The organism is Micromonospora sp. NPDC050417 (assembly GCF_044458865.1).
Classification (GTDB): Bacteria; Actinomycetota; Actinomycetes; order Mycobacteriales; family Micromonosporaceae; genus Micromonospora_G.
The window spans coordinates 117,659-131,403 of sequence record NZ_JBITIH010000012.1; the positions used below are offsets into that span (position 1 = coordinate 117,659).

The 13,745-nt window shown below is 70.0% G+C and carries 12 protein-coding genes; 1 reads left to right on the top strand and 11 read right to left on the bottom strand.

Annotated elements, in window-relative coordinates:
- Window positions 1-80: 80 nt before the first annotated feature.
- From ACIBF5_RS17330 to ACIBF5_RS17345, 4 genes are all read right to left on the bottom strand, one after another.
- The gene (locus tag ACIBF5_RS17330; protein ID WP_396812653.1) at window positions 81-503 is read right to left on the bottom strand and encodes a cyclic-phosphate processing receiver domain-containing protein; all 423 of its coding nucleotides are present in this window, start codon (window positions 501-503) and stop codon (window positions 81-83) included.
- Entirely contained in the window at window positions 500-1,342 is an 843-nt protein-coding gene (locus ACIBF5_RS17335) for an alpha/beta fold hydrolase (protein WP_396812655.1), read from the bottom strand. The genes ACIBF5_RS17330 and ACIBF5_RS17335 overlap by 4 nt, the downstream gene beginning before the upstream one ends.
- Window positions 1,343-1,440: 98 nt before the next feature.
- Window positions 1,441-2,430, bottom strand: a complete 990-nt coding sequence (locus tag ACIBF5_RS17340) for an NAD(+)/NADH kinase (protein ID WP_396812657.1) — start codon at window positions 2,428-2,430, stop codon at window positions 1,441-1,443.
- A gap of 112 nt (window positions 2,431-2,542) precedes the next feature.
- Window positions 2,543-2,962, bottom strand: coding sequence for a DUF2809 domain-containing protein (locus ACIBF5_RS17345; protein WP_396812659.1), 420 nt, complete (start codon window positions 2,960-2,962; stop codon window positions 2,543-2,545).
- A gap of 174 nt (window positions 2,963-3,136) precedes the next feature.
- On the opposite strand from ACIBF5_RS17345, the gene ACIBF5_RS17350 reads away from it, so the two are divergent.
- The gene (locus ACIBF5_RS17350) at window positions 3,137-6,220 is read left to right on the top strand and encodes a GH92 family glycosyl hydrolase (RefSeq protein ID WP_396812661.1); all 3,084 of its coding nucleotides are present in this window, start codon (window positions 3,137-3,139) and stop codon (window positions 6,218-6,220) included.
- Window positions 6,221-6,278: 58 nt separating this feature from the next.
- On the opposite strand, the gene ACIBF5_RS17355 is transcribed toward ACIBF5_RS17350, so the two are convergent.
- From ACIBF5_RS17355 to ACIBF5_RS17385, 7 genes are all read right to left on the bottom strand, one after another.
- Window positions 6,279-6,782 (bottom strand): DUF664 domain-containing protein, encoded by a 504-nt coding sequence (locus ACIBF5_RS17355; protein WP_396812663.1) that lies wholly within the window; start codon window positions 6,780-6,782, stop codon window positions 6,279-6,281.
- Between the two features lie 64 nt (window positions 6,783-6,846).
- A complete protein-coding gene (locus ACIBF5_RS17360) occupies window positions 6,847-8,775 on the bottom strand; it encodes a hypothetical protein (protein WP_396812665.1) in 1,929 nt (642 codons plus the stop codon).
- Between the two features lie 125 nt (window positions 8,776-8,900).
- Window positions 8,901-10,433 carry a tripartite tricarboxylate transporter permease gene (locus ACIBF5_RS17365; protein ID WP_396812667.1) on the bottom strand — a complete coding sequence of 511 codons (1,533 nt, stop codon included), beginning with the start codon at window positions 10,431-10,433 and terminating at the stop codon, window positions 8,901-8,903.
- The gene (locus ACIBF5_RS17370; protein WP_396812669.1) at window positions 10,434-10,961 is read right to left on the bottom strand and encodes a tripartite tricarboxylate transporter TctB family protein; all 528 of its coding nucleotides are present in this window, start codon (window positions 10,959-10,961) and stop codon (window positions 10,434-10,436) included. It abuts the gene before it with no gap.
- Entirely contained in the window at window positions 10,958-11,983 is a 1,026-nt protein-coding gene (locus ACIBF5_RS17375; RefSeq protein WP_396812671.1) for a Bug family tripartite tricarboxylate transporter substrate binding protein, read from the bottom strand. The genes ACIBF5_RS17370 and ACIBF5_RS17375 overlap by 4 nt, the downstream gene beginning before the upstream one ends.
- Window positions 11,984-12,177: 194 nt before the next feature.
- Window positions 12,178-12,693 carry a 2'-5' RNA ligase family protein gene (locus ACIBF5_RS17380; protein ID WP_396812673.1) on the bottom strand — a complete coding sequence of 172 codons (516 nt, stop codon included), beginning with the start codon at window positions 12,691-12,693 and terminating at the stop codon, window positions 12,178-12,180.
- Window positions 12,694-12,724: 31 nt separating this feature from the next.
- A complete protein-coding gene (locus ACIBF5_RS17385) occupies window positions 12,725-13,681 on the bottom strand; it encodes an ion transporter (RefSeq protein WP_396812675.1) in 957 nt (318 codons plus the stop codon).
- Window positions 13,682-13,745 lie beyond the last annotated feature (64 nt).

The following is a 13,745-nucleotide window of genomic DNA, read 5'->3' on the forward strand; positions in this document are numbered from 1 at the left end:
GGGGGAGGCGCTGCCCGTCCGGCGGTGCGCGCACGGCTGCACGCATGTGAAGGGTGCCGGGGCGTTCGGGCGGTCAGCGACTACTCCGTGATAGGAGCCCCGCCCAGATAGCCCACCTCCGTCGATCCGGACACGACACGGATGCGATAACCCGAGTGTCCAAGGGCCTGCGCCATTCTTGCAGCACCGGCCGGGTTGGCTGAGTGCACGTAGATCACGCCGACATCGAACGGATGCCCTTCGAAGGCCGCCTGTTCCAACACCTCCACGACGGGCCAGATCGTGTCGTCCTCGCCGAGATCATGGTCAAGCCACAGCTCGTCCACCCGCTGTTGTCGGTGGCGCTCCAACAGGGCGACTCCGTCCGCGCTCGTGCGAGCTACCTCGGCATGGCGACCGTCGATGAACGAACGTAGATCGTCAATCAGAAGGATCCGTCGGGTTTCGCTGGCAGTCACGGTGTCGTCGTGCGCAATGCCATCGCCGGTCGAGGTTGCCCTCATGACCGGAGGAACGCCGTCAGGGTCGCCACGAAGAGGTCGGCGTCGTCGAGCCACGGGTAGTGGCCCGCCCCCGGCTGCACGACGAACGACGCATCGGGCCAGAGCCCGGCGAACTCGGCCACCGACGGGGGAGGGCTGTTCACGTCGAATTCCCCGGCGAGCAGCAGGACCGGGGCCGGGAGGGTGGCCAGGGCGGTACGGGTCGCCTCGGGAGTGAAGGCACCCTCGGCGGCGAAGGTGCGTGCTGCCTCCGGGTTCGGCTGGGCGCTGAAGGTCGCCTGGTGCTCCCGTGCCGTCGTGTCCCACCGGCCGTGGAAGAACGGGTCGATCGCCGACCAGTCGTCGTCGCCGGCCCGGTTGCCGGTGACCGCTTCCAGGGCGGCGTACGCGGTCGGGAACCAGGGCTCGTCCTTGCGGAGCCGGGCGGTGTCGAGTCGGATCTCGCCGGTGACCGTGATGCCGACCGCGAAGGCGCTGGGGGTGACCAGGACGAGCTTGCGGACGTGTTCCGGGAACCGGGCCGCGTACAGGGTGGCGAGGTTCGTGCCGGCCGAGTGTCCGAGCAGGTCGATCCGATCGAGGTTGAGGTGTTCGCGCAGTGCCTCAACGTCGTCGACCAGTCGGTCGCAGCGGTACGAGGAGACGTCCTCCGGTGTCGCCGATTGCCCCGTACCGCGCAGGTCGAGCATGATCAGTTGGCGATGCCGAGAGAGGCCGCCGAGGTCGTCGAGGTAGCGGGAGTCTTTCATGGGGCCTCCCGCCAGACAGACGAGCGGGTCGCCGTCACCGGTGATCCGGTAGGAGAGCAGGGTGCCGTCAGGCGCGGAGAAGGTGGGCATCCGCGGATCCTGTCAGTGCGGACGCCGTCCGTACAACGGAATTCGGGGCACGGAGGCCCGCGGTCCGGTCGGGGCGACCCCGGGTCCGGCGCCCCTCGTCAGCGGGGTGCGTCGCCGGCGTCGGCCGGTTCCTGGATGGGCTGGATGCTGCCGTTCGGGCGCAGGCTCTCGGGAATCAGCTCCAGGAGTTGGTCGCGGCGCAACGGCAGGTCGAGCAGGCTGAGTTTGATCCGGCTGCGGTTCGAGTGGGTGCCGGCGGCCAGGCGTACGACCTGGGACGCGTCCTCGTCCAGTCGGATGCTCAGCACGTCGCCCGGTGCGAGTTCGGTGGAGGCGGTGCCGTCCACGTTGACCGCCACCGGCACGCTGTCCGGCGCGACGTGCAGCGACACCCGGTCACCGGCGCCGAGCACGACCGACCGGTTGATGCCGGCCATCGGCGCCACCGGGGTGATCACGATCGCGGACGCCGAGGGGGACACGATCGGTCCACCGGCGGCGTAGTTGTACGCGGTGGAGCCGTTGGGCGTGGAGACGACCACGGCGTCACCTCGGTAGTACCCGTACTGCTGGTCGTTGAGGGTGAGGTCGATCGAGACGGTGCCGGTACGGCCGTGCCGGGCCAGGATGAAGTCGTTGAAGCCGACATCGGTCCGGAGCGGTCGGGCGCCACTGGACTCGGCGACGAGGCAGCCGTGCGATTCGATGGTGTAGTCGCCGGAGACCAGGCGGGCGAGCGCGTCGACCAGTGTGTCGGGGGTTACCTCGACCAGGAAGCCCAGGTTGCCGTGGTTGACCCCGAGGACGGGCACCGGTCGGTCGACCACCAGTCGCATGGCCCCGAGCATGGTGCCGTCGCCGCCGAGGGAGACGAGTCCCTTGATCTGGGCCCGGAAATGGTCGTCGGGGACCGTGTCGACCTCCGGTGGCAGCCGTTCCACGTCCCGGTCGCGCCCAACCACCCGGACGGACTGGTTGGCCGCCCAGTCGATGATCGTGCGGACCGAGTCCCCGACGTCCGCGCTGGGGTGGACGACCAGCCCCAGGGCGGTCGGTTCGGCTCCGTCACCAGCTTTCTCGACGCTCACTCGGACCACCCTAACCAGGTAGTCCACCGGTGCGTCGTGCGATCCTCCGGGTCGGTCCGGGTGGTCTTCCCCGTCGCTGGCCGAACCCGACACAAGCTCCCATAACCGCTGTTCAGACCGAGTCGACCACCGCACTCCCGGACCGGTCTCGCGACCGTGCACGGAGCGACCAGTGCAGCGCCACCAGCGGCACGACGCCCACCGGGTACCACGCCAGGTCGGTCGGGTCGAACTGCACACCCAGTACCAGCCGCGCCAGCAGGCTCCGGCTCGACAGTTCGGCCGGCACCCCGGTCAACTGGGCGCACTCGACCAGCCAGCAGAATCCGACCGCGACCGCGCCGACGGCGACCGGGGTCAGTCGTGGCCAGAGGACCAGCACCCCGGCGTAGACCATCGACGCGTACAGGGCGGTGCCGGAGTGCTGTTCGAGGGCGCCGTCGTCGACGGCGCGGATTGCCAGCGCCACCGCCAGGAAGACGGCCGCCGAGGCGAGCGCCAGCAGCCGGGTCGACCGGTGTGTGAGAGACATTCGCGGATCGTAGTCAGAGGGATCGGGAACCGTGGCGGCGCAGGACCGACTCATCCCGGTTCACGGCGCATTCACCAGCCCGACGGTCCAGAGTCGATCTTTCGTGCGGCGTTCACCGTACGTTGCGATCGTCTCGTCGTACGTCCCGAAGGGTGACCTGTGTCCAAAGTTCGAATGTCCACCACCGCGAGTCTCGTGCTCGCCCTGGTCGTGGGAGTGGCCGGCTTCGCGCCGGCCAGCGCCGCCGCCGACGCGGCCCTCGTCACCGACCCGGCGAGCTACGTGGACCCGTTCATCGGCTCCGCCCGCGACGGCAACACCTGGCCGGGAGCGGTCCGTCCGTTCGGGATGATCTCGTGGAGCCCGACCAGCACCCGCGGTGACCAGACCAGCACCGGCGCCGCCAACGGGTACCAGTACGACACGACCCGGGTACGCGGGTTCAGCCTCACCCACGTCAACGGCGCCGGCTGCAACCCGGGTGCCGCCGGAGACGTGCCGATCATGCCGTACGTCGGTACGGTCGACTCCTCACCGAGCGCGGACACCACCGACAGCAAGTACGCCAGCAACTTCTCGCACACCCGCGAGTCCGCCGACCCGGGCCGGTACACCGTCACCCTCGACTCCGGGGTGAAGAGCGACCTGGCCGTCACCACCCGAGCCGGCGTCGGCGAGTTCACCTTCCCCGCCGATCAACCGGCCAACCTGCTCTTCCGCACCTCGAACTCGCTCAACGGCAGCGAGGACGCGCAGATCGACATCGACGCCGCCAACCGCCGGGTGACCGGTTCGGTGTTGACCGGTGCCTTCTGCGGCCGGCGTGCCAACGGCGGGGTCAACAACCGCAAGACGTACTACCGGCTGTACTTCAGCGCGACCTTCGACCGGCCGATCGTCGGCACCGGCACCTGGACCAATGGCACGCTCACCCCGGGCGGCGTCCACGCCACCGGCGGTGAGGGTTACGCCACCGGCGCGGACCGGGCCGGTCGTGGCTCCGGTGGTTACGTCACCTTCGCGCCCGGTGCCGACACACCGGTACGGATGCGCGTCGGCATCTCCTACGTCAGCCTCGCCGGGGCCGAACTCAACCGGGAGACCGAACTGCGCCGGGGTGCCACCGTGGCGACGGTCGCCGAGCAGGGCCACCGGGAGTGGAACGAACAACTCCGTACGGTCCGGATCGGTGGCGGCTCGCCCGAGCAGCGCACCACCTTCTACACCGCGCTGTACCACGCCATGCTCCAGCCCAACGTGTTCAACGACGTCGACGGCCGCTACCTCGGCACCGACCAGGTGATCCACTCGTTGGCCAAGGGGCAGCACGCGCAGTACGGCACCTTCTCCGGGTGGGACCAGTACCGGGCGCACATCCAGTTGCTCGCACTGCTCAAGCCGGAGATCGCGGGCGACTTCGCCCAGTCGCTCTACCAGTTCGCCCAGCAGAACAACGGCATCTGGGACCGGTGGCTGCACAACAACGGCGCCACCCACGTGATGACCGGTGACCCGGCCGCACCGACCCTCGCCACCTTCGCCGCGATGGGCGTGCGCAACTTCGACACGGTCGGCGCGTACGAGTCGCTGTTGCGGCAGGCGACGGTGCAGAACCCGGACGCCGAGAACGACGGCGGTTGCCCGGGCCAGTGCACCGGTCAGCGGCCCGCTCTCGATCGCTACCTCGACCTGCGTTACGCACCCCAGGACGCCTGCCACTGCTGGGGCGGGGCGGCCGAGACCCTGGAGAACTCGCTCGCGGACTTCTCCCTGGCCATGTGGGCGCAGCGGTTGGACCGCCCGGCCGAGCAGCAGGACCTGGCCGTGCGGGCCAACTGGTGGCGCAACACGTTCAACTCGGCGGCCACCCCGGCGGAGGGTTACCAGCAGGCACGCAACGCCGACGGTAGCTGGGCCGGCAGCTTCAGCCCGTCCACCGATTTTGGCTTCGCCCAGGGATCCAGCGCCACGTACACCTGGATGGTGCCGCAGAACGTTTCCGGTCTCGCCGACGCGATGGGCGGCCGGACCAACGCGCAGACCCGGCTCGACGCCTTCTTCCACGACGCCGCCGGTAACTGGGCGGTGAAGGGTGGAAGCGCCCTGCGCTACGACCCCACCAACGAGCCCGGTCTGCACGCCCCCTGGCTCTACAACGCTCTCGGTCAGCCCTGGAAGACCCAGGCGACGGTACGGGAGATCGTGGACACCGTGTACGGCACCGGTCCGTCCGGTCTGCCCGGCAACGACGACCTCGGCACCATGTCGGCCTGGTACGTCTTCGCCGCGATGGGTGTCTTCCCGCAGGTGACCGGACGGGCCGAACTGCTCCTGGCCAGCCCGCTCTTCCCGACCGTGCGGATCGAGCGGGACAACGGCGTGGAGCTGGTGATCAAGGCTCCGGACACCTCCGACGCGAACCAGTACGTCCAGTCCGTACGGCTCGACGGTGAGTCGTACGGCCGGTCCTGGCTGCCGGAGTCGTTCATCCGCAACGGCGGGACGGTCGCGGTGACCCTCGGCGCCGAGCCGAACCTGCGCTGGGCGACCGGCGCGAACCAGGCACCGCGTGACTTCGTGCCGGTGCCGGGCGCCTGCGACGGCGTCGCTCTTCCGCAGCCGTCGCCCGGCACGCCGGGGCCGGACGGTGTCGGCTACTGGCCGCTCGACGAGAACACCGGCACCGTCGCCGCCGACCAGGTCGCGCGCAACGACGGCACGCTGGTCAACGGCGCGACCTGGACCCCGGGCCGGACCGGCTCCGGAATCCAGCTCAGCGGTGGCGGCCAGTACGTCGACACCGGTCGGACCATCCTCGACACCACCGGCAGTTACTCGGTCGCGGCCTGGGCCCGGTTGGACAAGGTCGACGGCGCCTTCCAGACGGTGGTGAGTCAGGACGGCGCCCGTAACAGTGCCTTCTTCCTCCAGTACTCCGGCAGCGACCGGCGGTTCGCGATGAGTTTCGCCAACCTCCGGGCGGTCGCCCCGACCGCGCCGGTCGCCGGTCAGTGGTACCACCTGGTCGGTGTCCGGGACGCGGCGACCGGACGTCTCGCCCTCTACGTGGACGGGATGCTGGGCCGACAGGTCGACGCCTGCGCGGGTGAGGCGTCCACCGGTCCGCTGGTGATCGGTCGGGGCCGGTTCGGTGGCGGCCCGGTGGACTACCTGGGCGGCGCGGTCGACCAGGTGCACGTCTACGACCGGGCGCTGGACGCGACCGAGGTCCGGGCACTGTTCGCCTCGGGCCGCTAGCACCACGGCGTGACCGGCCGGGGAACCCATGTTCGCACGGGTTTCCCGGCCGGCACCGTCAGCGCCGTACGATCCCCCGGACGAAGGCGGCCTGCCCGACGTGTTGGAGGTCGTCACCGATCACGCTGACCAGCCGGACGGCGAGCGACACCGGGGGATCCCAGCTCGTGTCGACGATCCGGGTCAGATCCGACTCGGTGAGATCGCCGACGTACGCGACCGTCCGGCTGTGGACCGCGTCGTGGTACCCGGTCAGCAGGTCGCGGCTCACCCGTACCGCAGCCACCTCCTGCGCGGAGGCGCCGTAGCCGGTCGCTTCCGGGTCGAACGGTAGGCCGAACCGCTCCAGCCAGCCTTCGGCGGTCCACACCTGCTCGGTCCCGGCGGCGTCGGCGAGATGGTCGTCCTGGATCCGGGTCAGATGCCAGACCAGCCAGGCGATGGTGTTCGCGTCGGGGTCGACCCGGTACGTCAACTGCTGCTCGCTCAGGTCGCGGCTCACCTCGTGGACGAGGTCCCGGATCCGTTCGAACGCGTCGACCAGGATCTCGGCGCTGCTCATGGTGACTGCCTCCTGCCGGCTCTGCGGGGGCGGGTGGCCCAATGACCGGCCGATCCCGATCAACTCAACCATGCCGCCCCGGTGGTGTGGGCCGGAAACCCGCACCCGTGTCGCCGATCGGATCGATCCGCCGCCGTTGCCGTACGCACGTGTCGAGGAGCGCGTACAGGTCGCGTACGGCGGGGCTGGCGCCGGCGGTGGCGCTTTCCGCGGCGCCCGCGAGGTCGGCTTCGCCCAGTTCACCCAGGGGGCGCGTGATCAGGTCGGCGTAACCGGCGCGGAGCGAGTGGACCTCTACGGTGTCGTCACGGTCGAGTTCCGGCCGCAGGCGCCGGGTCGTCACCAGTTCCCGCTGGTCGGGTCCCTCGGTCAGCGCGGTCACCCGGTCGAGGGCAGCCAGGGAGTTCACCGGTGCGCCGGTGCGGCGAAGTGTGCCGCCGTCGCGGAACCGGAGTGTCCCGCCGTCGACCGGTCGCGGACCATGCTGGACCGTGGCGACTCGCTGCCGCGAGACGATGCCGGCCGGCCACATCGACCCCCAGGTCGCCTCGGGGGCGGCGCCCTCGTAGGTCAGGCTCTTCCCGCGCAGTCGCCAACTACCCAGACTGTCCCAGCAGATTGCGCCCCGGACGTCCCGCCACGGCCGGCCGAGTTGGGCCACCAACCGGTCCGGGCCGGCGAAGACGACCTGGCCGACGAGGGTACGCCGGCCGGGTGGAGTGGCCCGGGCGATGACCGTGCCCGCCCGCTCGTCGAGGACGACCAGCGTCCGTCCGCCGAGCGCGAGCCGGCCGCCACCGGGCTCGCTGGCGAGCGTCCAGGGGTTGATCTCGCGTTCGCTGAGACCGAGGTCAGGGCCGAGTCCGACCCGCCGCAGCGTGGCGCCGTGCGCGGAGCCGAACATCAGCGCGTGGTCGTGGGCGACGCCGACGAACCCCTCCCGGGCGTGCAGCAGCCGGCCCAGTTCGACACCCCGGCCGAACACTTCGGTGACGCCGTCGGCGCACCGTACGAGTCGGGTGCCGCCCATGAACTCCTCGATCCGTACGACGATCGCGTCGCCGAGGTGCAGCAGGTCGGTCACCCACGGGCCGTCGATCTCGTACGTGAGGCGGGGGTCGGGCGAGTCGGCCGGGGCTCCCACCGGGGTGGGCAGCACGTACTCGCGGACGATGTTCGGCGCCTCGACGTCGGCCATGGTGGCGACCGCGAGTCGCCGCTCACCGGGGGCGAGCGCGGCGGTGAGCACGATCTCGTCGAAGGCCAGCCGGACCGGCACGGTCGGGGCGAGCCGGTCCAGGGTGGTGCGGAGCACGTCGGGGTCGGCTCTCCTCAGTTGGTCGAAGAGTGCCTGGTCGGGGCCGTTCGGGCGCCAGCCTTCGAAGCGCCGTACGGCGGTGACCGCCTCGATCAGCGGAAGGTCGCGTACCAGCCGCCACAGTTCGGCCGGGTCGGACATCTCGGCCAGCCGTCCGAGTAGTTCGGCCCGCCCGGCGCTGGTCGCGGGTATCGGTGGCCGGTCACCCTCACGCAGCCGATCCCAGGCGTCGCGCAGCATCCGCACCTCACCGGCGAATGACCGTCCGCCCCGCCCGACGTTGCGGTTGTCGAGGTAGGGCAGGGCGGTGCGGCGGCCGTGCCGGTCGTAGACCACCGCCTGTTCGCTGGCCCCCATGCCGGAGTACTGCGCGCCGGGGATCTGCTCGGTTCTGATGTCCTGGATGTCGGACCAGAGGATCTGACGGCTGCGCCAGAGCATGGTGGTCCGAATCTGCTTCTCGTCGGCGCTGGTGCTGGAGCGCATCGCCCACAGGGCCAGGGTGACGAGCACGGCGCCCGCGATGCCGACGGTCACCCGGATCGCCGGATGGATGTCGTCGAGGGAGGCGAACGCGGCGATCAGCACACCGACCGAGGGCACGGTCGCGACCGCGACCAGCAGGAACATCCGATCCGAGATCCGGTACGGGCCAAAGCGTTCGTGGTAGGTCACCGCTACCCCCTACTGCTCGCGCCTGGACGGCTGCCACACGCCGATGCCGTCACGCGACCGTGAACATATCAACGAACACCAAATTGTTGGGGGGCGTCCGGTATCGGGGTGGTGCTGCCGCCCGGTCAGCCGTTCGGGGTGCCACTGTCGACCGGCTCGGTCGACCGGGTGTTCGCCCGGCGTGACCGCACCACCCGGAGGCCGGCCGGTACGAGTAGCGCCAGCACCCCGGCGGCGAGGAGGGTGCCCGAGATTGGGCGGGTGACGAAGCCGGTGGGGTCACCGTCGAAGATGCGCATCGACTGGCGGATCGCGGTCTCCAGCAGACTGCCGAGCACAAAGGCCAGCACCAGCGGGCCGGGTTCGAAACCGGTCTTCTTCATCAGGTAACCGACGACCCCGAAGAAGATCACCAGCAGCATGTCGAACACGCTGTTGTTGACCGTGTAGACGCCGAGCATCGTCACCATCACCACGATCGGCGCGAGGATGGTGTCGCGTACGGTGACCAGCCGGACGAAGACCCCCACCAGCGGAACGCTCAAAATCAGCAGGAAGATGTTGCCGACGTACATCGAGTCGACGACGCCCCAGAACACCTCGGGGTTCTCGTTGATCAGGCGCGGCCCGGGAGCGATGCCCTGCAACAGCAGCGCGCCGAAGATCAAGGCCATCACCGGGTTGGTCGGGATGCCGAGGGTGAGCAACGGAATGAACGACGAGGTCGCGGCGGCGTTGTTGGCGGTCTCCGGTGCGGCGACCCCCTCGATGGCCCCCCGCCCGAACCGCTCCGGCTGGCTGCTGCGTCGTTTCTCCAGCGTGTACGCCGCCATCGACGAGAGGACCCCGCCACCGCCAGGCAGCAGCCCGATGAAGAAGCCGACCACGGAGCCACGGCCGATCGCCCCGCGCGACTGCCGCCACTCGGCCCGCGACGGCCAGACGTTGCTGACCTTCGGCTTCGGCAGCCGGTTCCGAGCGCGGTGTTCGAGGTGGTAGAGGATCTCGCCGAGCCCGAACAGCCCCATCGCGAGGGCGACGAAGTCGACGCCGTCGGCGAGGTTGATGCTGCCGAACGTGAACCGGGGCGAGGCGTAGAGCGGGTCCGGCCCAACGGCGGCCAGCAGCAGTCCGAGCGCGGCGGCGGTCAGGCTCTTCGCGGTCGAGACCGTACCGAGGCTGGCGACGAGCAGGATGCCCATGGCGGCGAGCACGGCGTTCTCCGGTGGCCCGAAGCCGAGGGAGAGGCTGGCGAGCAGGGGGGCGACCAGGGTCAGCCCGACGATGCTGACCGTGCCGCCGATGAACGACCCGATCGCGGCGATGCCGAGCGCCGAGCCGGCCCGGCCCTGGCGGGCCATCTGGTACCCGTCGATGGTGGTGATCACGGTGGCCGCCTCGCCGGGCAACCGCAGCAGTACGGAGGTGATCGTCCCGCCGTACATGGCGCCGTAGTAGATCCCGGCGAGCAGGATGATCGCACCCTCGGCCGGGATCTCGTAGGTGATCGGGAGCAGGAGGGCGATCGTCGCCACCGGGCCGAGGCCGGGCAGGACGCCGATGACCATCCCGATCACGACACCCGCGAGGACGTAGAGCAGGTTCACCGGCGTGAACACCACCCCGAAGCCGGCGAGCGCGGGTTCGAGGAAGTCCACTCAGAAGGCCAATCTCGGTAGCGGGACGCCCAGCAGGGTGATGAAGAGCAGGTAGAGCGTGGCGGTGGTGGTGACACTGACCGCGATGGTGGTCAGCCAACCCTCCCGGCCGAGCACCTTCAGCCACAGCGCCATGATCAGCAGGGTCGGTATCTCGAACCCGATCCGGTTGATCGACAGGACGAAGACGACCAGGCTGGCGATCCCGACGCCGATCCCGATCGCTCCCCGGCTGAACTGTTCGGCCCCCTGCCGTCGGCGCTCGAAGACCAGCGACCATCCGCCGGCCGTGATCAGGAGCAGGCTCGCCAGCGCGGGCCAGAGCCCCGGTCCGGCCTCGGTCGGCGTGCCGAGGCCGAGCGAGACGGCGTACGCGAGAGCCGCCGCGCCGAGCGCGACCGGCACCGCGCTGGCGACGAGTTGCCCGAGCGGGCCGGCGGGCGGGATCTCCGTCTCGGCGAGATCGAGCGCGCCGGAGCTGTCGCCGGGAACGGTGGTGGCCGCCTCCTCGTGGTTGAGACGGCTCATTTCGGTTGCAGTCCGAATCGGTCGATCAGCACCTGGTACCGGTCGAAGTCGCCCTTGATCTTGCCGGCGACCTCGGTCCCCTCGACCTCGAACCGGTCGATGTAGTTCTTCTTCAGGAACTCGCCATATTCCGGGGCCTTGACCGCCTCCCGGAAAGCCTCCTGAAGGGTGGTCACCGCCCGGTCCGGGATCGACTTCGGTCCGGCGATGAAACGGGCCTGGTCGACCACGAGGTCGAAGCCCTTCTCCGTGGCCGTGGGAAGTTCCGGCAGGGACGGGCTGCGCCGCTGGCTGAACAGACCGAGCCACCGCAGCTCGCCGGACTGCACCAACCGCATCGACTCGGCCGGTTGCGAGGCGCCGATGTCGACCTGCTTGCCGAGGACGGCGGTGACGGCGGGACCGCCGCCGCCGAACGGTACGTCAGCGGCGTTGATCCCGGCGAGCTTGTAGAACGCGGTCTGGGCGAAGTACGCCCCGGTGCCGACCCCGGAGTGCCCGTACGTGATGCGTCGCCCGCTGTCCTTGAGTGCGATGACGTCGTCGAGTGTCTTGAACGGGGAGTCCCGGTGTGCAACGAGGACGATGTTCTCCACGGTCAGTCCGATCACCACCCGAAGGTCGTCGAGCGGCACGGTGTCGGCGTTCCTCACCAGTTGCGGGGTGAGGGTGAACAGAGAACTGGGCGGGAAACCGACCTTGTAACCGTCCGCCGGGGCGGCGGCGACCTCCTTGGTGCCGACCGCGGCGGCGGCGCCGTCCCGGTTCACGATCACCATGGAGTGGCCGAGTGGTTTCTCGATCGCCTTGCCGAGAGTGCGGGCGATCAGGTCGGTGCTGCCGCCCGGTGCGAAGGGGACGATCAGCTCCACCGCGCGTTGCGGGTAGTCCGCCCCGCCGTCGTCACCCCCGTTGCTGGTCCGTACGCCGCAGCCGGCGAGGAACGCCGCCAGGCCGAGGCCCGTACCGAGCCCCAGTGCGGCCCGCCTGTCGATGCCATCCGTCAGACCCGAGTTGGTCACTGATCCTCCCCGTTGATGCAGGCCAGCTCCTGCGCGCACGCATGGGAATCTTGATACCTGTCGATCTAAGGGCTGTCAACCAACTCGCCGACATGCAAATAATTTGGACAGATTGCCGGGGCCGACGACGGACGGCTCGGGGCCAGGGGCCAGGGCTGAGCGCTCAGGGTTCGGGGCGATGCCGACCGGCACGCTCAGCCGAGCGGGTGGACGATGTCCCGGGCGTGGTCGGCGACCGCCGCGCCGACCACGGTCGCCTCAAGCGGCAGCACCTCCAGGCAGCGTCGTACGGCCGCCGCCATCAACACGTTCGGCACCCGCATCGAGAGCGTGCAGTGCGGCACCCACCGTCCCGGCGCGTACTGCTCGGCCAGGGACACCCCGGCCCGGGTCAGCCGGGCGTGCACCTCGCCGTGGTGGCCGAGCAACTCGGCGGTCGGGGTCGGCCCGAGCCACAGCACCCGCCCGACGAACTGTCCGGCGTGCTGGAACGACATGCGCAGAGGTGCCGCCACCACCAAACCGGTCAGCGCCTCGGCCACCTGGACCGGGTCGAGGCGCGGGGCGACGACGAGCGAGACGTGCGGACGGTGGCGCTGTCCCAGGAGCGAACGCATGCTCTGCACGCCCTCGGACTCCAGGGCGTCCCACAGGGTACGGATCCGCCGGGTGGCGTCCGGGTCCAGATACAGTTCGAGCGCCGCGACCACCGGACCACGATAGTGGGCCGGGCCGGTGGGATCAGGGGCGGTGCGCGGTCGCCCACCCGCTGCCGGCGTGCTCCGCGGCCTCCTCGATCCGCCGCTGCTCGTCCAGTTCGGCCTCCAGCGCCTCCAACGCGTTGCGCAACTCTCGCAGCCGCTCGCCGATCATCCGTGAGCCCTCGCCCCGGGCCGGCGGCGCTGCCGTCGCGGCGGTGGTGTCGGCGGGGACGGGTAGGGGAGCCGCCGGCGCCGCCCTCCGGCCCGGATCCTCCGCCAGGTGTGCGTCCTCCAGCGCCTTCAGCACGATGCCGATCAGCAGGTTGGTCAGCAGGAACGACGCCACCACGATGTACGAGGTGAAGTAGAGCACGCTCCAGTCGGAGACCAGTCGGCCCGCGTCCAGAGCGTCGGTGATGCCGTCCAGCGACAGCAGCAGGAAGAGCGTCAACATCGCCTGCCCGACGGTGCCGTACTTCTCCGGATAGGCGTCGCCGAGGGTCATCCAGCCGACCATCGCGTAGAGGTAGATGGTCAAGGTGGCGATCAGCAGGAAACTGCCGAGTCCGGGGAGGCTGCGCAGCACGCCGCCGAGGATGATCCGGAGGCTGGGGAAGAGCCGGACCGCCCGTACCACCCGGGCCAGTCGCAGCAGCCGCAGCAGGGTGACCTTCTCCCGTACACCCGGTAGCAGGGGAGCGGTGATGATCACGAGGTCGAAGATGTTCCAGCCGTCGCGGAAGAAGCCCCGGGGTGCGGTGAGGTGGGAGCCGAACCGTAGCGCGAGTTCGATCGTGAAGCAGGCCAGGCACGCGTACTCGACGGCCAGCAGGGCCAGCCCGGCCCGCTCGACCGCCTGGTCGTACGTCTCCATTCCCAGGACGACCGCGTTCACGATGATCACACCGAACGAGACGGCGTTGAACCATTCGGCACTGATCACACGCCCACACCAGCTCGCCACCCGCATCCTGACGGTGGCCGATACCTCGTTCACCCCGAGCACTCTCCCCTATGGATCAACGTTTTCGCGGGGCAGCCTACGGGCGTACGTTCCGGCG